Annotated in this window: 18 protein-coding genes; 11 read left to right on the forward strand and 7 right to left on the reverse strand. The window is 73.0% G+C overall.

The genetic code is table 11. From position 1 onward, the window contains the following. Positions 1–384 precede the first annotated feature (384 nt). Together ACFV20_RS00005 and ACFV20_RS00010 are read right to left on the reverse strand one after the other, a co-directional pair. Positions 385–693, reverse strand: a complete 309-nt coding sequence (locus tag ACFV20_RS00005) for a hypothetical protein (protein ID WP_385650480.1) — start codon at positions 691–693, stop codon at positions 385–387. 345 nt (positions 694–1,038) lie between these two features. Continuing rightward, a complete protein-coding gene (locus ACFV20_RS00010) occupies positions 1,039–1,194 on the reverse strand; it encodes a hypothetical protein (protein ID WP_385650481.1) in 156 nt (51 codons plus the stop codon). Between the two features lie 697 nt (positions 1,195–1,891). On the opposite strand from ACFV20_RS00010, the gene sucC reads away from it, so the two are divergent. Both sucC and sucD read left to right on the forward strand, forming a co-directional pair. Further along, positions 1,892–3,070: an ADP-forming succinate--CoA ligase subunit beta gene (gene sucC, locus ACFV20_RS00015; protein ID WP_385650483.1), complete on the forward strand. Its 1,179-nt coding sequence runs from the start codon at positions 1,892–1,894 to the stop codon at positions 3,068–3,070. Positions 3,071–3,091: 21 nt separating this feature from the next. Beyond that, positions 3,092–3,976: a succinate--CoA ligase subunit alpha gene (gene sucD / locus ACFV20_RS00020; protein WP_385650485.1), complete on the forward strand. Its 885-nt coding sequence runs from the start codon at positions 3,092–3,094 to the stop codon at positions 3,974–3,976. A 279-nt stretch (positions 3,977–4,255) separates the two neighbouring features. Here sucD and ACFV20_RS00025 read toward each other — a convergent pair whose 3' ends face one another. Continuing rightward, a complete protein-coding gene (locus ACFV20_RS00025) occupies positions 4,256–5,533 on the reverse strand; it encodes a sigma factor-like helix-turn-helix DNA-binding protein (RefSeq protein ID WP_385650488.1) in 1,278 nt (425 codons plus the stop codon). 96 nt (positions 5,534–5,629) lie between these two features. Here ACFV20_RS00025 and ACFV20_RS00030 point away from each other — a divergent pair, with 96 nt between their 5' ends. Beyond that, the gene (locus ACFV20_RS00030) at positions 5,630–7,585 is read left to right on the forward strand and encodes a DUF6350 family protein (protein ID WP_385650490.1); all 1,956 of its coding nucleotides are present in this window, start codon (positions 5,630–5,632) and stop codon (positions 7,583–7,585) included. Between the two features lie 265 nt (positions 7,586–7,850). Here the strand turns inward: ACFV20_RS00030 and ACFV20_RS00035 are convergent, their stop codons facing one another. Next, positions 7,851–8,660 carry a hypothetical protein gene (locus tag ACFV20_RS00035; RefSeq protein WP_385650493.1) on the reverse strand — a complete coding sequence of 270 codons (810 nt, stop codon included), beginning with the start codon at positions 8,658–8,660 and terminating at the stop codon, positions 7,851–7,853. 319 nt (positions 8,661–8,979) lie between these two features. Here ACFV20_RS00035 and purN point away from each other — a divergent pair, with 319 nt between their 5' ends. Next, positions 8,980–9,618 (forward strand): phosphoribosylglycinamide formyltransferase, encoded by a 639-nt coding sequence (purN, locus tag ACFV20_RS00040; RefSeq protein WP_385650495.1) that lies wholly within the window; start codon positions 8,980–8,982, stop codon positions 9,616–9,618. After that, on the forward strand, positions 9,615–11,177 hold the full coding sequence (gene purH / locus ACFV20_RS00045; RefSeq protein ID WP_385650497.1) for a bifunctional phosphoribosylaminoimidazolecarboxamide formyltransferase/IMP cyclohydrolase: 1,563 nt from the start codon (positions 9,615–9,617) through the stop codon (positions 11,175–11,177). Before purN ends, purH begins: the two co-directional genes overlap by 4 nt. A gap of 275 nt (positions 11,178–11,452) precedes the next feature. On the opposite strand, the gene ACFV20_RS00050 is transcribed toward purH, so the two are convergent. Beyond that, positions 11,453–13,075 carry a protein kinase gene (locus tag ACFV20_RS00050; RefSeq protein ID WP_385650498.1) on the reverse strand — a complete coding sequence of 541 codons (1,623 nt, stop codon included), beginning with the start codon at positions 13,073–13,075 and terminating at the stop codon, positions 11,453–11,455. Between the two features lie 255 nt (positions 13,076–13,330). Beyond that, positions 13,331–13,906 (reverse strand): proline-rich domain-containing protein, encoded by a 576-nt coding sequence (locus ACFV20_RS00055; RefSeq protein ID WP_385650500.1) that lies wholly within the window; start codon positions 13,904–13,906, stop codon positions 13,331–13,333. Positions 13,907–14,180: 274 nt separating this feature from the next. Here ACFV20_RS00055 and ACFV20_RS00060 point away from each other — a divergent pair, with 274 nt between their 5' ends. The 4 genes from ACFV20_RS00060 to ACFV20_RS00075 all read left to right on the forward strand — a co-directional run bounded on the left by ACFV20_RS00060 (position 14,181) and on the right by ACFV20_RS00075 (position 18,766). Further along, a complete protein-coding gene (locus ACFV20_RS00060; RefSeq protein ID WP_362046808.1) occupies positions 14,181–15,035 on the forward strand; it encodes a bifunctional methylenetetrahydrofolate dehydrogenase/methenyltetrahydrofolate cyclohydrolase in 855 nt (284 codons plus the stop codon). 190 nt (positions 15,036–15,225) lie between these two features. Beyond that, on the forward strand, positions 15,226–15,696 hold the full coding sequence (locus ACFV20_RS00065) for a DUF3017 domain-containing protein (RefSeq protein WP_385651233.1): 471 nt from the start codon (positions 15,226–15,228) through the stop codon (positions 15,694–15,696). A gap of 365 nt (positions 15,697–16,061) precedes the next feature. Continuing rightward, a complete protein-coding gene (locus ACFV20_RS00070; RefSeq protein ID WP_385650502.1) occupies positions 16,062–17,423 on the forward strand; it encodes a DUF2690 domain-containing protein in 1,362 nt (453 codons plus the stop codon). Between the two features lie 353 nt (positions 17,424–17,776). Further along, positions 17,777–18,766 (forward strand): malate dehydrogenase, encoded by a 990-nt coding sequence (locus tag ACFV20_RS00075; protein WP_385650505.1) that lies wholly within the window; start codon positions 17,777–17,779, stop codon positions 18,764–18,766. Here ACFV20_RS00075 and ACFV20_RS00080 read toward each other — a convergent pair. After that, positions 18,759–20,207: an MFS transporter gene (locus tag ACFV20_RS00080; protein ID WP_385650506.1), complete on the reverse strand. Its 1,449-nt coding sequence runs from the start codon at positions 20,205–20,207 to the stop codon at positions 18,759–18,761. The two genes, ACFV20_RS00075 and ACFV20_RS00080, sit on opposite strands and share 8 nt — an antisense overlap. Positions 20,208–20,301: 94 nt before the next feature. Between ACFV20_RS00080 and ACFV20_RS00085 the strand changes: the two genes are divergently transcribed. Further along, positions 20,302–21,225: a LysR family transcriptional regulator gene (locus tag ACFV20_RS00085; protein ID WP_385650509.1), complete on the forward strand. Its 924-nt coding sequence runs from the start codon at positions 20,302–20,304 to the stop codon at positions 21,223–21,225. A 266-nt stretch (positions 21,226–21,491) separates the two neighbouring features. Further along, positions 21,492–23,012: an aldehyde dehydrogenase family protein gene (locus ACFV20_RS00090; RefSeq protein WP_385650511.1), complete on the forward strand. Its 1,521-nt coding sequence runs from the start codon at positions 21,492–21,494 to the stop codon at positions 23,010–23,012. The last annotated feature ends 83 nt before the right edge of the window (positions 23,013–23,095 follow it).

A 23,095-nucleotide genomic window follows, 5' to 3' on the forward strand; every position in this document is an offset into this window, starting at 1 on the left:
CGTGGGGGGTCGGCGGGGGGCGCCGCCGGCTCCGGCGCGGCGCGGGGCGCGGGGCGGGGGGGGCGGGGGGGGGGGGGGGGGGGGGGCGCCCCCCCCCGCGGCTCTCACGGGAACTGCTCCCACGAGAGCGACTCCCCCTGGGAGCGGCTGCCAGGGTCAAGGGCGAGGAACGGATGGCGACTTGTCGACGCATCGTCGTCCGCTGTGCGACAGCACAACGGACATGACGGCCCATCGGTGACGGACCTGACGATCCACCGGTAGCAAGGGCTTGCGCGACCTGCGCACCCCCGTGCGAGGATCGGCGCCTGCCTGACCGCGCGTGTGCCGGCCGGGCGGTGCCGCTTCCGTCGCACGGGAGGAAGCTTCCCCCTCTTGACCTGGTCAGCAGCCCTGTCTGATGCCGCTGTGCGCCTGCCGCGCACAGCGGCCGGACGCCGTGCCGTCCAACTGGTCCTGTTGGTGGGCGGGTTGCTGGCGGTCGGGCTGATCTGGGGCGACCGGGCGCATGCCGAGAGCGGCGTGGGCGCTGCGCTGCCGGGAGGCCGGGCCGTTCAGGTCGACAGCGGGGTTCACGACGCAGGGCCCGAGGGGGACCGGCTCCTCCGGCCCGAGGGTGTTCGGCTCCGCAGGCCCGCCCCGGACCGGCTTGTCCGGCCTGAGGGTGACCGGCTCCCCAGGTCTACGGCGCACCGGCTTGTCCGGGCTGCGGAAGTCCGGACCGTTCGGGTTGCCGCGGATGGTGTGAGGGAGCTGGTGGGTGAGCTGCCGGCTCCCCCGCGGGTGGGGGTGTCGCCGCCTTCCGCCCCAAGGGTGCCGTCGCTGCCGGTGGCGGACGCGGTGGCCGACGGGCATGAGCCACCCCCCACCGCAGCGACAAGCCCGGTCGGTCGCGATGAGACCCCCGCCCACCACCTCAGACGCGCGGACCACCGCACCAGTCGCGCCACTCACACAAGCGGCATGAGTCGCATCAGCATCAGCCTCAGCCGCAACAGCGATCCCAGCCACCTCGGTCACTTCCGTCACTCGACCCACTCACACCACCCAGACCACCCAGACCACCCACGCCATCTCCGCCACCCCGAACCGCTCACCCACTCCGGGCCTGCTCCGGCCGAGCACGCGCCCGGCGGGCAACCCGGCGGTCTGCTCGGCGAGCGGTGCGTCGTGGACGGCGGCGCGTCGCGGCACGGTGACGCGTACGCCGTCACAGTGAGCCTCGTGGCGCCGCTCGGGTTGGTGCCCGGCGCAGGGGCCCCGACGGACGAGGCAGGGGCTGGGAACGCCCACCGGGACATCTCGCTCTTCCCCGCCTAGCGCGCTGGCGCGGACCGGCCCCGTCGAGGCCGCACCGCCGTGAGCCGGTCCACGGGGCGCGGCGTCCGGTCGGCCGACCCCCGGGGTGTCACGGCGCCCCCTTCCCCCTCCTGCTTCACGAGGCGTCACGTCCGGACCGCTGAAAGCCGTCGGCGGTCCGCGGCCGAAACCTCGTGGAAGGGCCGGGTGGTTCCCAAAGGGGTGGGGACGACCCGGCCCGCGCTCCCCGGGAGCCGGGCCCTGAGCAGGGCCTTCCCGCTCCTGCGGGGGTGTCCGGCGGGCCTCACCGGGTCAACCCCAGCCCGGTGAGGCCCCTCACCCACCCGCCACTCGCGCCTCACGCCCGGCACGCCGTGCCAGAGAGGGCGGCATCATGTGACAGGTATCACCGCTCAGGTGTGACCCTCGATTTAGAGGCCCCCCGGAAGCAGCGATAACCTGCGAGACGGACATGCCGCGCGCTCGGACACCGTGTGCGCCTCCCTTGTGACAGACAGCGGACGTCACGTTGCCCTCGCGGCACGCCCACGCAGACAACGAACCGCGAGATCACTGATAGGGACGGAAGCGCGTGGACCTGTTCGAGTACCAGGCGAGGGACCTCTTCGCCAAGCACGATGTACCGGTGCTGGCCGGTGAAGTCATCGACACGCCTGAGGCGGCCCGCGCAGCCACCGAGCGCCTCGGTGGCAAGTCCGTCGTCAAGGCCCAGGTGAAGGTCGGCGGCCGTGGCAAGGCGGGCGGCGTGAAGCTCGCCGGCAGCGCCGACGAGGCGGTCGAGCACGCGACCAACATCCTCGGCATGGACATCAAGGGCCACACGGTCCACAAGGTGATGATCGCCGAGACGGCCCCGGAGATCGTGGAGGAGTACTACGTCTCCTTCCTCCTGGACCGTGCCAACCGCACCTTCCTCTCCATCGCGTCCGTCGAGGGCGGCGTGGAGATCGAGGAGGTGGCGGCCACCCGTCCGGAGGCCGTCGCCAAGACGCCGATCGACGCCAACGAGGGCGTGACCGAGGAGAAGGCCCGCGAGATCGTCGCGGCCGCCAAGTTCCCGGCCGAGGTCGCCGACAAGGTCGTGAACGTCCTGGTCAAGCTGTGGGACACCTTCATCAAGGAGGACGCCCTCCTGGTCGAGGTCAACCCGCTGGCCAAGGTCGCCTCCGGTGACGTCATCGCCCTGGACGGCAAGGTCTCCCTGGACGAGAACGCCGAGTTCCGCCAGCCGGAGCACGAGGCCCTCCAGGACAAGGCCGCGGCCAACCCGCTCGAGGCCGCCGCCAAGGAGAAGAACCTCAACTACGTCAAGCTCGACGGCGAGGTCGGCATCATCGGCAACGGCGCGGGTCTCGTCATGAGCACCCTGGACGTCGTCGCGTACGCCGGTGAGGCCCACGGCGGCGTGAAGCCGGCCAACTTCCTCGACATCGGTGGTGGCGCGTCCGCCGCCGTCATGGCGAACGGCCTGGAGATCATCCTCGGCGACCCGGACGTCAAGTCCGTCTTCGTCAACGTCTTCGGTGGCATCACCGCCTGTGACGAGGTCGCCAACGGCATCGTCCAGGCGCTGCAGCTCCTCGCGGACCGCGGTGAGGAAGTCACCAAGCCGCTGGTCGTCCGTCTGGACGGCAACAACGCCGAGCTGGGTCGCAAGATCCTCTCCGACGCCAACCACCCGCTCGTTCAGCGCGTGGACACCATGGACGGAGCGGCCGACAAGGCCGCCGAGCTCGCGGCTGCGAAGTAAGGGACGAGGGACTAAACAGCCATGGCTATCTTCCTCAACAAGGACAGCAAGGTCATCGTCCAGGGCATGACCGGTGCCACGGGCATGAAGCACACCAAGCTCATGCTGGCGGACGGCACGAACATCGTCGGTGGCGTGAACCCGCGCAAGGCGGGCACGTCCGTCGACATCGACGGCAACGAGATCCCGGTCTTCGGCACCGTCGCCGAGGCGATGGAGAAGACGGGCGCCAACGTGTCCGTCCTCTTCGTGCCGCCGGCGTTCGCGAAGGCCGCCGTCGTCGAGGCCATCGACGCCGAGATCCCCCTCGCGGTCGTCATCACCGAGGGCATCGCCGTCCACGACTCGGCCGCGTTCTACGCCTACGCCGTGTCCAAGGGCAACAAGACCCGGATCATCGGCCCGAACTGCCCCGGCCTCATCACGCCGGGCCAGTCCAACGCCGGCATCATCCCGGGCGACATCACCAAGCCGGGCCGCATCGGCCTGGTCTCGAAGTCGGGCACGCTGACGTACCAGATGATGTACGAGCTGCGGGACATCGGCTTCTCCTCCGCCGTCGGCATCGGTGGCGACCCGGTCATCGGCACCACGCACATCGACGCGCTCGCCGCGTTCGAGGCCGACCCCGACACCGACCTGATCGTCATGATCGGTGAGATCGGCGGCGACGCCGAGGAGCGGGCCGCGGCCTTCATCAAGGAGAACGTGACCAAGCCGGTCGTCGGCTACGTCGCGGGCTTCACCGCGCCCGAGGGCAAGACCATGGGCCACGCCGGCGCCATCGTCTCCGGCTCCTCCGGCACGGCCGCCGCGAAGAAGGAGGCCCTCGAGGCCGCCGGCGTCAAGGTCGGCAAGACCCCGACCGAGACGGCCAAGCTGGCGCGCGCGATCCTCGCGGGCTGAATCAGCCGCCGCGCTGAAGCACCGCCGTGCTGAAGCACCGTCGTGCTGAATCAGCCCCAGCGCTGAATCAGCCCCAGCGCTGAATCAGCCGTAGGGCCGAGCCTCGGAGCTCAGCGATGGGCCCGCCCCCATGCACGGGGGCGGGCCCATCGTCGTTTCCGGCCCCTCGCCCCTTGCCCCTCGCCCCTCACCCCTTGCCCCGAGCCCCTTGCCCTTCGCCCTCCTCCCGTCCCGTCCCTCGTCCTTTGTTTCCGAGGGGCGGCCATGGCCGTGTGCCGGTCAGCGCGGCTGTGGAAGCAGTCGGTCCGGCCCCTTCTGCTCCTCCTTGCGCAGCTTCGCGCGCAGTTCCCGCTCCGACTCCGACAGCGGTCCGGGCGCGACGGGCGGCGGTACTCCCTGCACCGTCTCTCCCGCCGGTACCGGTGGCTCGTAATGCGTGGGGGCCGTGCGGACGGTGAGGGCCGTCGTGCCGATCAGGGCCACCGTGAAGGCGATGGCGGCCCGGGTCCAGAAGCGGGCCCGGCGTTCCCCGCTCTTGCGTACCGCCGGCGGTTTGGCGGCGCGCAGCCGGTCGGTGGAAGCCAGTTCGACCAGCCGCCAGTGCAGCGTCTCCGGGTCCGCGAGCTCCGGCAGCCGCTCCGCCAGCGCCTCGCGCGCGTGTGCCAGCCGGTTCACGGCCGCGCGGGTGCTCGCCTCCGTCTCCGCCGCCGTCTCCGGCAGGCCGAGTCCGACGCCGTCGTAGAGCACGACGGTGCGGCGGTAGGACGGCGGGAGCTTCAGCAGGGCGTCCAGCAGCGCCCGGTCGAACACGTCCGGAGGTGGCGGCTCGGGGTGCCGGTAGCGCGGCCGGAGCCGGTGCCAGGGGGAGAGTGCGCACTCGTACGCCGTCGCGCGGACCCAGCCCGCCGGGTCGCGGTCGCGGGCCACCTCGGGCCAGCGTTGCCAGGCGACCTGGAAGGCCCGCTCCACCGACTCCCGGGCCAGTTCGCGGCGGCCGGTCAGCAGGTAGGTCTGCCGGACGAGCGCGGGGGCGCAGAAGGCGTAGAGCGCGTCGAAGGCCTGATCGGGGGTCAGCGCGGCGACGGCGTCGTCCGGCCGGCGCGGCGGTGTCGTGCGCGGGCGCTCGGTGAGGATGACGCGGTGTCCGTGCGGGACGGGGGTGTGGCTGCGGTCGGGGACGGTGACAGGGCCCCGTCCCCGGTCCTTCGCGGCGGGCCGCTTCCGGTCGGCGGCCGCGGTCTTGCGGCGGGCCCGGGCCGACCGGCGTGCGGACGCCGCCGCGGGTGCCGGCCCCGGGTCCGGGTCGACGTCGGCGTCGGCGTCGGCGGGCTCCTGAGGTGGAGTCATCTCCGGCTCGTCGCCCAGCGAGAGGAGCAGCTTCACGTACTTCTCGCCCTTGCGGCCACGCGGCGTGGAGCGGCCGGTCTCCCACCCGCGCACCGTCTCACTGGTGACGCCCACCCGGGAGGCCAGCTGAGCCCGCGTCAGCGAGGCGGCCTCGCGCAGGCGTCGGCGTTCCTTGGGGGCGGGGAGCGGGCGGGCAGGGCTCTGCGTCACAGGGCACGCCTCCGTCCGGAAAAGTACATAAACATATTTTTAGCGACACAGCGAAGGTTCGCCTGTTACGCCGGTAAAGCGCGTGTCGTTGGGAGCATGGCCGTCGTGATCGAGATGACCGCTCGCCGACGTTCGCCGTCACCCCTGCTCACCCGGATGCGCGACCGTTCGCCCGGACTGGCCGGTTGCCTGCTGGCGGGCGCTTTCGCGGCGGGCCTCGGACTCGCGTCGTTCGCCGTGCTCGTGACGCTGCTGTGGATCAGCTCGCCCTACCCGGACAGCGGACCGGGCGGGGCCATGCATGTGGCGGCGGCACTGTGGCTGCTGGCCCACGGCGCCGAGTTGCTCCGCACCGACACGCTCTCCGGCGTCCCCGCACCCCTCGGCGTGCCGCCCCTGCTGCTGCTCGCGCTGCCGGTGTGGCTGCTGTACCGGGCGGCGCGGGACGCCACGGACGGCGGCGGGGACGAGGACGACGACAGCTGCGAGGAGGACACCCGGACGGCCGCGAACTTGTTCCTGGTCCCCGCCCGCACCGCGTGGACGGGTGTCGTCGTCGGGTACCTCGCCGTCGCCGCGCCCGCCGCCCTCTACGCCGCGGGCGGTGTGCTGCGCCCGTCGTGGATGTGGGCCGGGGGGTGCGTTCCCGTGGTCGCCGTCGTGGCGGCGGGGGCGGGCGTGTGGTCGGCGTACGGCCGTCCGGGCCGGCCGCTGCGGCGGCTGCTGGGCGTGCTGCCCCGGGGCGTACGGCTCCTGGTGCTCGGCCCGGACGGGCGCCCCGGCGTCGCCGCCCGGGCCGCGGCGGCCGGGGCGTCGGTGCTCCTCGGGGGCGGGGCGCTGCTGCTGGTGGTGTCGCTGGTGGGGCACGCTGCGGCGACCCGGACGGCGTGGCTGGGGCTGACCGAGGGGTGGTCGGGGCGGTTCACCGTGCTGCTGCTCTGCGTGGCCCTGGTCCCGAACGCGGCGGTGTGGGGCGCCGCCTACGCCCTCGGACCGGGCTTCGCCCTCGGTGCGGGTCATGCGGTGGGCCCGTTGTCCTCGGCGCCGGCCCCGTTCCTGCCGCCGTTCCCGCTGCTGGCGGCGGTGCCGGAGGCGGGGGAGGGGACGCCGGTGCACTGGGCGGCCGGGGCGGTGCCGTTGGCCGCCGGGGTGGTGGTGGGCTGGACGGTGGTCAAGGGGGCGGCCTGCGCGGAGCGCGGCGGGGCGGGCCCGGGGGCTGCCGGGTCCGTGGCCTGGTCGGCCGGTCGCGGGGCCCGGGCCGCCGCCTTGGCGTCGCTCCTGTGCGCGGCCGTGCTCGCGGGGCTGGCCGCGCTGTCGGGCGGCCCCCTCGGCTCTGCCGTGCTGTCCCGCTTCGGGCCGGTGTGGTGGCAGGTCGGCGCGGCGACGCTGGCCTGGCTGGGCCTGCTGTCGATCCCGACGGCGTTGGTGGCGCGGGCCTGGCGGCGGCGGACGCCCCGGGCCGAGGAGCCGAGGATCGGCGAACAGCGGAAGAAGGCCGACCCGGACCCTCGAGGTCAGGGCAGGATCCGGCGGACCGGCCGCGGTTGGTTCACGCGTACCGGGGTCGCGGGGGTCGCGGGGGTCGCGGGGGTGGCCGGGGGGAGTGGCAGGGGCGAGTCCGCCCTCACGGACTCCAGTGGTCCCCGGGTCCGCGAGGGCTCCGCAGACCGCCGCGAGGTCGAGGTCGAGGTCGAGAACGACGGAGCCGCGTGGAGCACCGACCAGAGCCGGGAGCGAAACCAGGACCGGGACGGGAGCCCACGCCGGGAGGGGAGTCCAAGCAGGGACGGGAGCCCAAGCAGGGACGGGAGCCCAAGCAGGGACGGGAGCCCAAGCAGGGAGGGGGGCCCGGAGAGCAGCCGGAGTCGGAGCCGGGGTCGGCAGTGGGAGTTTGACCGGGACCCCGACCCGGGCCGGCAGTGGGACCCGGAGACGGACTTCGGCCTCTACGACTTCCTGCCCTTCGACCCGAATCCGGACCCGGACCCGAACCCGGACCCGACCGACCGATCCCCGCGCAGGAAGGCCCCTGAGGCGCAGGAAGGCCCTTGAGGCGCGGAATGCTCTGCGCGCCGAAAAGCCCCTCAACCCGATGCGCCCGAGCCGCACCAGTTACGCCCAGCCGCACCAGTTGTGCCCGAGTCCCACCCGAAGCGCCCAAGCCCCCGAGCCTCAGCCCTCCCTGCCCGCAAGCCCCCGAGCCGCACCATCTTGCGCCCGAGCCGCACCCGAAGCGCCCAAGCCCCCGAAGCCCCAGCCCTCTGTGCCCGGCAGCCCCCGAAGCCCCAGCCCTCCCTGCCCGGCAGCCCCCGAAGTCTCAGCCCTCCGAGCCCAGCAGACCTCGCAGTTCCTCCGGCAGCAGCTTGGAGCAGGACTGCTTCGCCTCGTTGGTGAGGGCGTCGTTGGTGCAGGTGTAGTAGTCGCGGTAGACCAGCTGCGCCGTGAAGGACGCGGCGACCAGGGCGATCGCCAGGGACGCTGTGACCAGGCCGGTCACCGCCGCCGTCGTCTGGGGGCGGCCGCCGCCCTGCTGCTCCGGGGCGGGGGCGTCCGGGTCCGTCCCGCGGGGCCCCGCGCGCAGGGCGCTGATGGCCCAGTAGAGGGCCAGCGCGCCGAGCAGCAGCGCCACGTACGGCCAGCTGAAGAGGGCGAAGAAGAAGGCCCACATGCCCGACAGCAGGGCGTAGCGCGCCCGGCGCTGCGCCGGATCCGTGGGGTCCCAGCGCATCGCGGGGCCGCCGCCGCCCTGGGGGCCGCCGCCCTGGCCCTCGGGCCCGCTGCGGGGACGCTCGCCGAAACCGCCCGAGGAACGGCCGGGCTGCTGGTCGCTCCACTGGCTGCCCCAGGGCGAGCGGTCGCGCCCGTCACCGTCCTGGGAGTCATGCCCATCCTGGGAGTCCTCGCCCGACGGGCGCCGCGGCTGCCAGGGCCGGTCCGGCGTGCCCTCGGGCGGCGGGGCGAAGGGGTTGTCCTCCTGGGAGCCGCGGCCCTTGCGGTCCTCGCCGTCGCTGCCCGAGGGCGCGTCGGGCGGTGAGCCGGGGCGCTCCCGCAGCAGCACGGCGCCGCGCTCCCCTCCCTGCGTCGACAGCTGGGGGAACGTGAGGAGTCGCAGGCTGCGGTCCGGCATCAAGTGAGCGTCTTCCCGTTGGTGAGGAGGAATCGGTGAGGAGGAACGAGTGGACAGAACGGAACGGCGTCGGACCCGGGTCCGTCACCTCCTGAACGCACCACGCCCGGACGTCGTTCCCGAACCGGCTCCGCCCAGACGCTACCTTCCGGCCCTGCCCCCGTCCCGTGGGGGCCGTCCGGTGTGCCGGTATCGTTGCTGACGGCCGGCCGGTTCGTAGGCTTCCCCGTATCCGGGGACGCAAAGCATTCGTATGAATGCACAAAGCGCCGGGTGCCGGCCGCCCTGGACAGACGCTCCCCCGAGAAAGGCCTCCACCGTGGCCGCCAAGCCCGTGGCCCCGCGCGCCAAGCGCCTCGTCGTGCTGGTCTCCGGATCCGGCACCAATCTGCAGGCGCTGCTCGACGGGATCGCCGCCGTCGGCGCGCAGGAGTACGGGGCCGAGGTCGTGGCCGTCGGCGCGGACCGCGAGGGCATCGAGGGGCTGGCGCGGGCCGAGCGCGCGGGGCTGCCGACCTTCGTGTGCAAGGTCAAGGACCACGGCAGTCGCGAGGAGTGGGACACCGCCCTCGCCGAGGCCGTCGCCGCGTACGAGCCCGACCTCGTCGTCTCCGCCGGGTTCATGAAGATCGTCGGCAAGGAGTTCCTCGCGCGGTTCGGCGGGCGGTTCGTCAACACCCACCCCGCGCTCCTGCCCAGTTTCCCGGGAGCCCACGGTGTGCGGGACGCGCTCGCGTACGGCGCCAAGGTCACCGGCTGCACCGTCCACTTCGTCGACGACGGCGTCGACACCGGGCCGATCATCGCGCAGGGCGTGGTGGAGATCCGGGACGAGGACGACGAAGGCGCTCTGCACGAGCGCATCAAGGAAGTCGAGCGAAGGCTGCTCGTCGAGGTCGTGGGGCGCCTCGCCCGCAACGGCTATCGCATTGAGGGACGAAAGGTAGTTATCCAGTGACCGCCGAGAGCAACAAGCGGCCCCTTCGCCGGGCGCTCGTCAGCGTCTACGACAAGACCGGACTCGAGGACCTCGCCCGCGGGCTCCACGAGGCCGGGGTCGAGCTCGTCTCCACGGGCTCCACCGCCGCGAAGATCGCCGCTGCCGGCGTCCCCGTCACCAAGGTCGAGGAGCTCACGGGCTTCCCCGAGTGCCTCGACGGCCGAGTGAAGACGCTGCACCCGCGTGTGCACGCCGGCATCCTGGCCGACCTGCGCCTGGACAGCCACCGCGAGCAGCTCGCCGAGCTGGGCGTCGAGCCGTTCGACCTGGTCGTCGTGAACCTCTACCCGTTCCGCGAGACCGTCGCCTCGGGCGCCTCGCCCGACGAGTGCGTCGAGCAGATCGACATCGGCGGTCCCTCGATGGTGCGCGCCGCCGCCAAGAACCACCCGTCGGTCGCGGTCGTCACCAGCCCGGCCCGGTACGCCGACGTGCTCAAGGCCGTCCAGAGCGGCGGCTTCGACCTCGCCACCCGCAAGCGGCTCGCCGCCGAGGCCTTCCAGCACACGGCCGCCTACGACGTGGCCGTCGCCTCCTGGTTCGCCTCCTCCTACGCGCCGGTCGACGAGTCGCAGTTCCCCGACTTCCTCGGCGCCACCTGGGAGCGCGAGCACACCCTGCGCTACGGCGAGAACCCGCACCAGCCCGCCGCGCTCTACGTCTCCGGCACGGGCGGCCTCGCCCAGGCCGAGCAGCTGCACGGCAAGGAGATGTCGTACAACAACTACACGGACACGGACGCCGCCCGCCGTGCCGCGTACGACCACGCCGAGCCCTGTGTCGCGATCATCAAGCACGCCAATCCCTGCGGCATCGCGATCGGCGCGGACGTCGCCGAGGCGCACCGCAAGGCGCACGCCTGCGACCCGCTGTCGGCGTTCGGCGGCGTGATCGCCGTCAACCGCCCGGTCAGCAAGGAGATGGCCGAGCAGGTCGCGGAGATCTTCACCGAGGTCATCGTCGCGCCCGGCTACGAGGACGGCGCCCTGGAGGCGCTCACCAAGAAGAAGAACATCCGCGTGCTGCGCTGCGCGGAGGGGCCCGCCGCCCCCGTCGAGGTCAAGCCGATCGACGGCGGTGCGCTGCTCCAGGTCACCGACCGCCTCCAGGCCGACGGGGACGACCCCGCCAACTGGACGCTGGCGACCGGCGAGGCGCTGAGCGAGGCCGAGCTGGCCGAGCTGGCGTTCGCCTGGAAGGCCTGCCGCGCGGTGAAGTCCAACGCGATCCTGCTCGCCAAGGACGGTGCCTCGGTGGGCGTCGGCATGGGTCAGGTCAACCGCGTGGACTCCGCGAAGCTGGCCGTCGAGCGGGCCGGGGCCGAGCGGGCCGCGGGCGCGTACGCCGCGTCGGACGCGTTCTTCCCCTTCCCGGACGGCCTGGAGATCCTCACCGCCGCCGGGGTCAAGGCCGTGGTCCAGCCCGGCGGTTCGGTCCGTGACGAGCTGGTCGTGGAGGCCGCGCAGAAGGCCGGCGTGACGATGTACTTCACCGGCACGCGGCACTTCTTCCACTGACGGTGCCCGGGCGGGCCGGCAGCAGACCGGCCCGCCCCGCACGACTCCGCGACCGAACCCCCACACGACTCCGCGACCGTGGCCCCACGAGCCGGTGGTCGTCCCCGCACGACTCCGCGACCGTGGCCCCACGAGCCGGTGGTCGTCCCCGCACGACTCCGCGACCGTGGCCCCACGAGCAGGTGGTCGTCCCCGTACGACTCAGGGCCGGCATGTTCCGTCCGGCCGCCGGACCGGTCAGTCGTGACGATGCGCCAACCGCCCTGCTCCTGCTGTCACTTCCGGCCCTCGGGGGTGTACAGCGCCAGGAAGTGTGCGACGCGGTCGGCGTAGGCGCGCACGTCCGGGGGGACGCCGCCCGTCGTGTTCACCGTCCGGTACGACGTGCGGTACGCGGCGGCGATCAGGACGCGCCGGTCGCCCGGCAGGTCCTCGTGCAGGCGCGGGGCGATCCAGCACAGGTAGCGGCCCATCGCCGGGATGGACTCGGCGGGCGGGAAGGGCGGCTGGGGAACCGTCTCGCCGGGGGTGCCGTCCTCGTTCATCCACCAGCGCAGGACGCGCGGGGTCCAGCGGGCGATGCCGTACTCGTCGTTGCCGGGGTCCGACAGGTCCGGGTCGAAGTCGCTCTCCACCTTCAGCATGGCGGCGATCAGGACCGGACTGACCTCCCGCTGGTCGCAGTCGTGCGCCGTCTCCACGATCAGCAGCCGGTAGGCGGGCGGAACACCCCGGTCGGTGCGCAGTTCGGACGCGCCGTACGCGGCCGCCGAGACGTTCGCGGTCGCGCCGGAGCCGCTGCCGCCGCCTCCGGCAGCGGAACCGGAACCGGGCCAGATCCCCGTGCCGTACGCGAGGGCGGTCACGGCCGCGACCACCCCGGCCAGGCCGGCCGCGACGGACCAACGACGCCGACGGCGGCCGGGGCGCGGGTGGCGGCCGGGGGGCAGGCGCAGGTGGGGCAGGCGGAGGGCGGCGCGCAGGCGGGGCAGGCGGACGGTGTGCCCGTCCGGGCCCGCCACCGAGGTCACCCGGCGTAGCAGTGCCGCGCCGCCGATGCGCTGCTGGTGCGTCCGGGTCAGGCAGGCGCGCACGATCTCCCGCCAGTCGTCGGGCAGTTCCGGCGACAGCCGCAACTCGTCGGCGCCGCGGGCGTACGCCACCGCCGCGTCCCGGCGGGCGGCCGGGGTGGCGCCGGGCAGTGGGAAGGCGCCGGTGAGCACGAGGTGGGCGAGGACCCCGAAGGCCCAGATGTCGGCGGAGGGCCGGATACGGCGGCCGCGCTCGCCGATCTCGGTCCACAGGAGTTCCGGCGGGGTGTAGTCGGGCGTGGAGAAGGCCGGGGTGTAGGCGTGGGTGCCCTCCAGTTCGGCGGCCATGTTGAAGTCGGCGAGGCGGGCCGAACCGTCGGCCATCAGCAGCACGTTGGCCGGCTTCAGGTCGCCGTGCACCCAGCCGGCGCCGTGCACCTGGGCGAGGCCCTCGGCGATCTGCCCGAGCAGCCGGGGTCCGGCGGCGGGCCGGGGCGAGGCGGCGAGCAGGGCCGACAGGGAGCCCGCGGCCCGTTCCAGGACGAGGACGGTGGCGCCGTCCAGGTCCGGACGGCCCGGGTCGTCGACCGTCAGCGTCTGGTACATCCGCACCAGCCGCGGATGCCTCAGCCGCCGGTACAGCTCGACCTCCCGCTCCATCAGTTCGCGCAGGTGGGTCAGCCTGCGGGGCGTGGCCGTGCCGGTCGGCAGGAACTTCAGCGCGGCCGTGGACGGCAGTCCGGTGCCGTCGCCGACGCGCCGGGCCGCGTAGACGCTGCCGAAGGCGCCCGTCGCGATGGGCTCGCGCACCTCCCAGACGCCGACCCGGTACCCCTTGGGCACGGGCACGGCGTACGCCTCGGTCACCGGATCGGCCCGGCCGGACGAAGGCCGCCGAAGAGCCGGACGGCGCGGCGCGCGAGCGGGTCGGGAGTGGGGTTTCGCTCGTCCTCCGTGGTCGGCGGAGGTACCACGACGATGCTGTACAAGGTGCTCTCCCCGTGCCTGAACAGCTACCACCGTCAGACTAGGGCGACGCACCAGGGCCGTGCCCCCCTCGTACGGGTGAGACACGGCCCTTGGAAGTGAATGGCGAGAACCGGTCCTGTCGACCGGGTCCGTTCAGTAGCGGGGGCGGTTGAACCAGGCCTTGCCGGCCGCGTTGCCGACGAACACGGCGACCAGGACGGCCAGGACGGTGTGCACCAGGCCGACGATGACGAACGGGTAGATGCCGAGGACCGCCGTGATGATGGCGAAGACCAGGATGGTGACCCGGGCGCCGTTGCCGCCGTTCTTGAACTTCGTCGCCAGGACGGCCGCGAACACCAGCCAGGCCAGGCCGAACACCACGTAGCCCCAGATGACGCCGGTCGAGTCGCCGACCAGGTCCTGGAACGCGGTGTTGTCCTTGAGCGACTCGTCGTCCTTCGCGGCGTTCAGGGCCACGGCGGAGAAGGCGAAGATGGCCACGCCGAGGACCTGCAGACCGACGATCACCCACATCATCACGCGGGCCGCGCTCACCGAGCCGGGCATCGTGGTCGGCGCGGCGGGGCCGCCGTAGGGGGAGACCGGAGGGGCCTGCGGGTAGCCGTAACCGGGAGCCTGCCCCTGGTCCTGCGGGTAACCGTAGCCCGGCTGCTGCGGCTGCCCCTGGGGAGCGCCGTAGGGGTTGTTGGGGTCGCCGTAGCTCATGGGGGCTTTCCTCCGTTGGTCCTGGTGCGGGGACGACGCGTGACATCCGCACGGAGGAAAACCTTCAGTATTGCGACCGTCCCCCCGTTGAGCTGCCCGCGGCACTTGTCAGGTCATCGTTCTGCACCACTGACCGGCTTGTCCAGCCGCATTCCCGATGTGTTGTGCAAGTGCAACATCACCGATCATGGGCGGATACGGGGCGGGGGAGCCCCCGGTGCCCGGATTGCGGGCGGATTGGAACCGCGGCGGGGTCATCCGCGAGGATGGGGTCATGACCGCCCAGATTCTCGATGGCAAGGCCACCGCAGCCGCGATCAAGTCCGATCTGACCGCCCGCGTGGCGGCGCTGAAGGAGAAGGGCGTCACGCCCGGCCTCGGCACGATCCTGGTCGGGGACGACCCCGGCAGCCAGAAGTACGTCGCCGGCAAGCACCGCGACTGCGCGCAGGTGGGCATCGCCTCCATCCAGCGCGAACTGCCCGCCACGGCGACGCAGGAAGAGATCGAGGCGGCCGTCCGCGAGCTGAACGAGGACCCCGCCTGCACCGGATACATCGTGCAACTGCCGCTCCCCAAGGGCATCGACGAGAACCGCATCCTCGAACTGATGGACCCGGACAAGGACGCGGACGGTCTGCACCCGATGAACCTCGGGCGCCTCGTCCTCAACGAGCCCGCCCCGCTGCCCTGCACCCCGAACGGCGTGCTCACGCTGCTGCGCCGCTACGGCGTGGAGATCAAGGGCGCCGAGGTCGTGGTCGTCGGACGCGGTGTGACCATCGGCCGGCCGATGCCGCTGCTGCTCACCCGCCGCAGCGAGAACGCGACCGTGACGCAGTGCCACACCGGCACGCGTGACCTGTCGGCACACCTCAAGCGCGCGGACATCATCGTGGCCGCGGCCGGCTCCGCCCACCTGATCCGTGCCGAGGACGTGAAGCCCGGCGCGGCCGTCCTCGACGTCGGTGTCTCGCGCAGCGCCGAGGGCAGGATCGTGGGCGACGTCCACCCCGACGTCGCCGAGGTCGCCGGCTGGATCTCCCCGAACCCCGGCGGAGTCGGCCCGATGACCCGTGCCCAGCTGCTCGTCAACGTGGTCGAGGCGGCGGAGCGCAGTGCCGGCTGAGCACCAGGCCCCCAGCGGGCACCGGGCCACCGGCGGGCAGCGGGCCACCGGCGGGCAGCGGGCCACCGCCGGTCACGAACCTCCCGGCGATCACGAGGCTTCCCCCCGGCCCGAGTCCCTGGGCGGGCACGAGTCCCCTGACAGGCCCGAGTCCCTGGGCGGGCACGAGTCCCCTGACAGGCACGAGTCCCTGGGCGGGCACGAGTCGCCGGAGGACATCACCGTCCGGGACCCCGTCAGCGCGCCCGACGCCGAGGGGCGGCCGCGCCGGGTCACCCGGCGTTTCCCACTGTTCACCAGGGACACCGCACGGCCCGAGGGCGGTGGCCGGGCCGCACCCGGCGACGCTCCCGCGCCGGCCCGGCAGTGGCCGGTGCTCGCCGTGCTGGGACTGGCCGGACTCGGACTGTTGGTGACCGCCTTCGGACAGTTCCGGCTGGGGACGCTGCTGATCGGCGTCGCGCTGCTCGGCGGCGGGGCGATGCGCTGGCTGCTGCCGGGCGTCGGCATGCTCGCCGTACGCTCCCGGTTCACGGACATCGTCACCTACGGCCTGCTGGGCACCGTGATCGTTCTGCTGGCGCTCATGGCCCAGCCGAATCCGTGGCTGCAGATCCCGTTCCTGAAGGACACCCTGCACTTCACGGTCACCAGCGAATGACGGGACGGCGGCCCGTCCTCTCCCCCGAGGAAGGACGGGCCGCCGTCACACACCACCCTCCTGCACGGCGAACGGCCTGTTCAACGGCTGTCTGTGCGCTGTGGCACGGAGGTGACCGTTCCGGTACGTCTGTCTTCCGATACCACACAAAGTGGTGCGACGGCGGGGTTGGCATGGACAATCGGGACGGTCCAGGGTGTATCGCGCGCGGTCACCACGCTCCTGTGCGCCCCTCGTCAGGGAACTGAGATCCTGACTGGGCGCATCCCTGTGGGTATCCAGAACGGGGACTCGGCCAAGGCCGCCACGCGCGGGGCGAACAGCGCGAGAAATATCAGCACGTTTCGGGGGGAAGAGGGGGAGCAATGCCTCGTTGGAAGGCCTTGCCGGATGAGCTCGATCCACAGATCAGGGAGTTCACCAGCCAGCTGCGCAGGCTCGTGGACCGGGGTGGGCTGAGCATCGCGTCGGTCGCGGACCGCACGGGCTACAGCAAGACGTCCTGGGAGCGTTATCTGAACGGCCGGCTGCTCGCCCCGAAGGGCGCGATCGTGGCCCTGGCCGAGGTCACCGGCACCAACCCGGTGCACCTGACCACGATGTGGGAGCTCGCCGAGCGCGCCTGGAGCCGCTCGGAGATGCGGCACGACATGACGATGGAGGCCATCCGGATCTCCCAGGCGCGCGCCGCGCTCGGGGAGTTCGGCGGGCAGGACTTCAGCGACCCCGCCGCCGGGGGCAAGACGTCCTCGGGGGGCGAGGGCAGAGCGGCCTCGGCGGGCAGCGGCAAGCCCGCCCGCCGGAGCGGCGGCACCACCGTCACGCCGGGCGTCGCGGGACCGGCCGGTGTGGCGCCGACCGTGCCGGTCCAGCCGACGGCTCCCGAGGTCCAGGACTCCACCGGCTCCGGCCTGCGGGAGGAGAGCGACCGGGCCGCCGAACCCGAGGTCAACTCGTGGGGCCTGGCCGGTTACCAGGGCCCGTCGCCGTCGGGCGGGCGCTCCGCCGGCACGGGCGCGGGCCGGGGGACCCGGCCCGGCTCGGCTTCCGGGACCTCCGCGGGATCGCCCTCGGGCCCCGGCAGGAGCGCCGGTGCCGGAACGGGCCCGTACGGCGAACCGCAGGACGCCGTCCCGGCCCGGGCCGGAGGGACCGGAGGGGCCGGTGGCGCCGGTGGCGCCGGTGCGAACCGCCGGGGAGCCTCCGCCTCCGCCGCCTCCTCCTCCGCTGCCGCGGGCAAGAAGCGGACCATGACGTTCCTCGCGGGTGTCGTGGGTGTGCTCGTGGTGATCGCCGGTGCCTTCTCCCTCATAGGCGGCGGTGGCGACGACGAGGCCAAGGGCGGCGGCGCGTCGCCCAAGCCGACCGTCAGCCGGGACCCGAAGCTGCCGCCCGGTGTGAAGTGCAGCGGCGACAGCTGCACCGGCAAGGACGCGGAGGCCATGGGGTGCAGCGGCGACCTGGTGACCACGGCGCAGAGGGCGACCGTCGGCACCACCACGGTCGAGGTCCGCTACAGCGAGACCTGCAAGGCGGCCTGGGGGCGGATCACCCAGGCCGCACAGGGCGACGAGGTGCAGATCAGCTCGGGCAAGGCGAAGCAGACCGGCAGCATCACCGAGGCCGGGGACGCCATCGCCTACACCCCGATGGTGGCCGTGAAGAGCGCCGCGGACGCCAAGGCCTGCGCCACGCTGACGGCCGGCCAGAAGGGCTGCACCGGCTGACCGGGCGCTGACGTGCGGTCCGCCCGCGATCGGCCGGGAAATTCCTGAGGGGAGGAATGCCCGCCTGGATCGTGGGCAGGCGAACCGTACCCCCACGGGAGTCCGGCACGGTCGGTACCCCCCCAGGCGGCCGCCTTCGTCCTCCTCTCCCGGACGGGCGGCCGCCTCTCGCATGGGGCCCGTACGCGTGTGCGGGCGGACGCCGTTGTGGGCCGGGCCACACCGACCCGGACGTACGAGATCCCGGATGCGCGATAGCCTGACCGCTGGTCGGATCTCTTGACGCCAAGAGATCGATCAAACGTCCGGGGCAGGGACCCCGCCCCACCGCCAGCTGTCATACGGAGAACGCCATGACCCGCACTCCCGTGAACGTCACCGTCACCGGCGCGGCCGGCCAGATCGGTTACGCCCTGCTCTTCCGCATCGCCTCCGGTCAGCTGCTCGGCGCGGACGTGCCGGTGAAGCTGCGCCTCCTGGAGATCACGCCGGCGCTGAAGGCGGCCGAGGGCACGGCCATGGAGCTGGACGACTGCGCGTTCCCGCTCCTCCAGGGCATCGACATCACCGACGACCCGAACGTCGCCTTCGACGGCGCCAACGTCGGTCTGCTCGTCGGCGCCCGCCCCCGCACCAAGGGCATGGAGCGCGGTGACCTGCTGGAGGCCAACGGCGGCATCTTCAAGCCGCAGGGCAAGGCCATCAACGACCACGCCGCGGACGACATCAAGGTCCTGGTCGTCGGCAACCCGGCCAACACCAACGCCCTCATCGCCCAGGCCGCCGCGCCGGACGTCCCGGCCGAGCGGTTCACCGCGATGACCCGCCTCGACCACAACCGCGCGCTGACGCAGCTCGCGAAGAAGACGGGCTCGACGGTCGCCGACATCAAGCGCATGACGATCTGGGGCAACCACTCCGCCACGCAGTACCCCGACATCTTCCACGCCACGGTCGCCGGCAAGAACGCCGCCGAGGTCGTCAACGACGAGAAGTGGCTGGCCGAGGACTTCATCCCGACCGTCGCCAAGCGCGGCGCCGCCATCATCGAGGCCCGCGGCGCCTCGTCGGCCGCCTCCGCCGCGAACGCCGCCATCGACCACGTCTACAGCTGGGTCAACGGCACCGCCGACGGCGACTGGGTCTCCATGGGCATCCCGTCCGACGGTTCGTACGGCGTGCCGGAGGGGCTCATCTCCTCCTTCCCCGTCACCACCAAGGACGGCCGGTACGAGATCGTCCAGGGCCTGGAGATCAACGAGTTCTCCCGCGCCCGCATCGACGCCTCCGTCAAGGAGCTCGAGGAGGAGCGCGAGGCGGTCCGCGGCCTCGGCCTCATCTGACGCCACGGCCGAGAGCCTTCTCTCCGCGTTCGTACGCAGGCCCCGTACCGGTCGCTTCCGGTGCGGGGCCTGCGGGCTTCCCGCGGCCGCAGTCCCCGCCGGCCCGGCCGTGTCCCACGGTGACCGCCACCGTGGCCGCCAGGACCAGCAGGCCCACGACGCGCAGCGCCGGTGCCATGCCGCTGTGCAGATCGCCGTGGGAGGTCAGGACCGTGCCGGTGACGGCGACGCCGAGGGCCGCGCCGATCTCGCGTGCGGAGGTGCCGAGGCCGGAGCCGAGTCCCGCCTGGTGGGGCGGCAGGGACGTGACCACTCCCAGGGTCAGCGTCGGCATGCACAGTCCCGTGCCGGACGAGATGACCAGCAGCCAGCAGGCGTAGAGCGGGTAGGGCGTTCCCGCGCCGGCCGTGGAGACGCCCAGCAGGCCGGTGCCGATGAGGGCGAGGCCGACGCCGATGACGGGACGCGGGTGGGCGGACCAGCGGGCCGCCAGCCGGGGCACCAGGGCCATGCCGATGATGAGCGGCACGATCGCGACGCCGGTGCGGGCGGGGCCGTAGCCCTTGACGCCTTGCAGGTACTGCGAGTTGACGTAGAAGAGGGAGAACAGGCCGAAGAAGCCGGTCGCCATGCCGAGGGTCGTCGCGCGCAGCCGGGGCGCTGCGAAGACGCGCGGGTCGAACAGCGGGGCCCGCGAGCGCAGGGACACGAGCGTGAACAGGGCGACGAGCAGGGCGCCCGCCGCGAACGCGAGCAGGATCCGGGGCGAGGTCCAGCCGTACGCCGGGCCCTCGATGATGCCGAAGAGGACCGCCACCAGCCCGCCGGTGAGGAGCAGCGTCCCGGCCGGGGCCAGGGTGCTGTGCGGGGAGCGGTCCGTGCGCGGGGTGGTGACGGCGACCGCGACGACGAGCAGTGCGGCCAGCGGCACCATGGCCGCGAACAGGACCCGCCAGGACGCGTACTGGCCGGCGAGACCACCGCCCAGGTTCCCGGCCAGCCCGCCCAGGCCGAGCGCCAGCGTCCAGGAGGCCATCGCGCGGGCGCGCCCGCCCGCTCCGGCGAGGTGCACCAGGATCGACATCGTCGCGGGCGTGATCAGCGCGGCCCCGGCCCCGGAGACGCCGCGCCCGGCGATCAGCAGGGCGGGGTCCCGGGCGAGGGCGCTGAGGGCGGCCCCGGCCGCGAACAGGGTGAGCCCGGCGAGCAGGGCGCCCTTGCGGCCGTACCGGTCGCCGAGGGCTCCGGCCGGGATGAGGAGTCCGGCGAAGACGATGACGTAGGCGTCGACCGTCCACAGGATCTCGCCGGTCGAGGGGTGCAGGGACGAGGCGCTCAGCTGCGGGATCAGCAGGTTGACGGCCGCGACCATGCTCTGTGCGACCAGGGCGCAGGCGCACAGGGCGAGCAGGGCCGGCCGTGTCAGGGCGTACGAGGGCAAGGCTCCTCCCTGGAGCTCGGTGGGTGGGGATGCGCACTGCCGACCGTAGGCTCGGGAGGTACCTGTACTCCAGTGCAACCTTTGCAAGGGATCGATGCGTGTGACGCAATCAGGCGGTCTGGATCTGAATCTGCTGGTCGCGCTGGACGTGCTGCTGGAGGAGCAGAGCGTCGGCGGGGCGGCGCGGCGGCTCCATCTGTCCGAGCCGGCGATGAGCCGCACTCTGGGCCGGATCCGCAAGGCGCTCGGGGATCCGGTGCTGGTGCGGGCCGGGCGGCGGATGGTGCCGACCCCGCGGGCGCTGGCCGTGCGGGCCGAGGTGAGTGCCGTGGTCGAGCGGGCGCGGGCCCTCTTCGCGCCTCCCGCCGACACCGACCTGCGCACGGTGAGCCGGACGTTCACCGTGCTGTGCCACGACGCCGTGGCCGCCGCCTGCGGTCCCGGCCTGTTCGCGCGGGCCGCCCGCGACGCGCCCGGCATCCGGTTGCGGTTCCTCGCCGAGAGCCATGTGGACGCGCCGCTGCTGCGGGAGGGCACCGCCGATCTGGAGGTCGGGGTGATCGACACGGTGGCACCCGAGGTTCATGTGGAACCGCTGTACGAGGACCGGATGCTGGGTGTCGTGCGGGCCGGACATCCTTTGCTGGAGGGCGAGTTGACGCCCGAGCGGTTCGCCCGGGACGCCGATCACCTGATCGTCTCCCGGCGGGGCAGGCTGCACGGCCCGGTGGACGAGGCCCTCGCCGGCCTCGGTCTGACCCGGCGGGTGGTGGGCTCGGTGGGCACCTTCCCGGCCTCCCTCTTCGTCGTCCGGGCCACCGACCTGACGGGGCTGATCAGTTACTGGAGCGTCCCCATGGCGCGGGCCCTCGGGGTGGCCACCTTCGAGGTGCCGCTGCCGCTCCCGCCGCTGCCGGTCGGGCTGGCCTGGCACCCGCGTCACGACGCCGATCCCGCGCACGCCTGGCTGCGGGGCGCGGTGCGGGAGATCCTGGCCGACTGGTCGCGCGGGGAGTGATCATCCGGGCCGGCCGGACGGGTCGGTGACCGTCAGGTCACACTCCGTCCGCCGGGCTGCCCGGTCGCCCTGGGTTGCCCGGTCGCCCTCATCGCCCGGTGTGTGATGAGAGGTTGGCCCTCGTTTGTCCGCATTTTCAGTGACGCAGCGCACTTTCGGCCACGGGTGCGCATGCAATTGCGGGACCCGGGCAGGCGAACTCGGTCTCTTAGTGACACGAATGTGACACAGGGGCGCTGATCAGGAACGGAAGGCGAAGAGCGATCATGGCGGAAAGTACCGAACTTCAGGCGCGTCAAACCATCCATGCGGGAGGAGAGTGGCGCGCGGCCACCTCCGGGGCCACCCGCGAGATCCTCGACCCCGCGGACGCGCAGCCCTTCGCCGTCGTCGCGGAGGGCGACGAGAAGGACACCGATCTGGCGATCGCCGCCGCCCGGCGCGCCTTCGACGAGGGGCCCTGGCCGCACACGCCCGTCTCCGAGCGGGCCGCGCTGCTGCGCCGCGTCGCCGATCTCCTCGTGCGGGACCGCGAGAAGCTCGGCCGGCTGGAGGCCCAGGACGCGGGCAAGACCGTCGAGGAGGGCCGCGTCGACATCGACTGCGTCGCCGACGCCTTCCGCTACTTCGCCGACCTCGTCGCCGGTGAGGCCCCCGGCCGGGTCGTGGACGCGGGCTCGCCCGACATCCACAGCGTCGTCGTGCACGAGCCCATCGGCGTCTGCGCGATGATCACGCCCTGGAACTACCCGCTGCTCCAGGCCAGCTGGAAGATCGCCCCCGCCCTCGCCGCCGGCAACACCTTCGTCATCAAGCCGAGCGAGATCACGCCGATGACGACGATCGCGCTCATCGACCTGCTCGTCGAGGCCGGGCTGCCCGAGGGCGTCGCCAACATCGTCACCGGCCCGGGGCATTCGGTCGGCGCGCGCCTGTCCGAGCACCCCGACGTCGACCTGGTCTCCTTCACCGGTGGCCTGGTCAGCGGCACCAAGGTCGCCCAGGCCGCCGCCCCCACGGTCAAGAAGGTCGCCCTCGAACTGGGCGGCAAGAACCCCAACGTCGTCTTCGCCGACGCCTGCGCCACCGAGGAGGGTTTCGACACCGCCGTCGACCAGGCCCTCAACGCCGCCTTCATCCACAGCGGCCAGGTCTGCTCGGCCGGGGCCCGCCTCATCATCGAGGAGTCCGTCCGGGAGCGCTTCGTCACCGAACTCGCCCGGCGCGCCGAGAAGATCCGCCTCGGCCGCGGCACCGAGGACGGCGTCGAGTGCGGCCCGCTCGTCTCCGAGCAGCAGCGCGCCAAGGTCGAGATGTACGTCGAGTCCGCCCTCAAGGAGGGCGCGGTGCTGCGCTCCGGCGGCAAGCGCCCCGAGCCGTCCCCGCAGCGCCCCGAGAACGGCTACTTCTACGAGCCGACCGTCCTCGACCACTGCCACCGCGAGATGCGCGTCGTACGGGAGGAGGTCTTCGGGCCGGTCCTCACCGTCGAGACCTTCCGCACCGAGGACGAGGCCGTCGCCCTCGCCAACGACACCGAGTACGGACTCGCGGGCGGCGTCTGGACCGCCGACCCGGGCCGCGCCCGGCGCGTCGCCGGACGGCTGCGCCACGGCACCGTCTGGATCAACGACTTCCACCCCTACCTGCCGCAGGCGGAGTGGGGTGGCTTCGGCAAGAGCGGAGTGGGCCGGGAACTCGGCCCGGCCGGACTCGCCGAGTACCGAGAGACCAAGCACGTCTACCAGAACCTCGCTCCGAAGCCGGTGCGCTGGTTCGCGGGCTGAACCCCGTCCCCCGCGGGACCGCCGACCGCCCATCCCGGGCTGACCCCCACATCCCGGGCTGACGTCCCCGTCCCCCGAGCCCG

The sequence above is a fragment of the Streptomyces sp. NPDC059696 genome, assembly GCF_042733745.1.
In the GTDB taxonomy this organism is placed as follows: Bacteria; Actinomycetota; Actinomycetes; order Streptomycetales; family Streptomycetaceae; genus Streptomyces.

Excerpts from the sequence above, each read along its gene's own strand:
- ACFV20_RS00070 (WP_385650502.1), top strand. The coding sequence starts at position 16,062 with ATGCCTCGTTGGAAGGCCTTGCCGGATGAGCTCGATCCACAGATCAGG.
- ACFV20_RS00090 (WP_385650511.1), top strand. The coding sequence starts at position 21,492 with ATGGCGGAAAGTACCGAACTTCAGGCGCGTCAAACCATCCATGCGGGA.
- ACFV20_RS00060 (WP_362046808.1), top strand. The coding sequence starts at position 14,181 with ATGACCGCCCAGATTCTCGATGGCAAGGCCACCGCAGCCGCGATCAAG.
- sucD (WP_385650485.1), top strand. The coding sequence starts at position 3,092 with ATGGCTATCTTCCTCAACAAGGACAGCAAGGTCATCGTCCAGGGCATG.
- ACFV20_RS00030 (WP_385650490.1), top strand. The coding sequence starts at position 5,630 with ATGGCCGTCGTGATCGAGATGACCGCTCGCCGACGTTCGCCGTCACCC.
- ACFV20_RS00035 (WP_385650493.1), bottom strand. The coding sequence starts at position 8,660 with ATGCCGGACCGCAGCCTGCGACTCCTCACGTTCCCCCAGCTGTCGACG.
- ACFV20_RS00085 (WP_385650509.1), top strand. The coding sequence starts at position 20,302 with ATGCGTGTGACGCAATCAGGCGGTCTGGATCTGAATCTGCTGGTCGCG.
- ACFV20_RS00055 (WP_385650500.1), bottom strand. The coding sequence starts at position 13,906 with ATGAGCTACGGCGACCCCAACAACCCCTACGGCGCTCCCCAGGGGCAG.
- ACFV20_RS00075 (WP_385650505.1), top strand. The coding sequence starts at position 17,777 with ATGACCCGCACTCCCGTGAACGTCACCGTCACCGGCGCGGCCGGCCAG.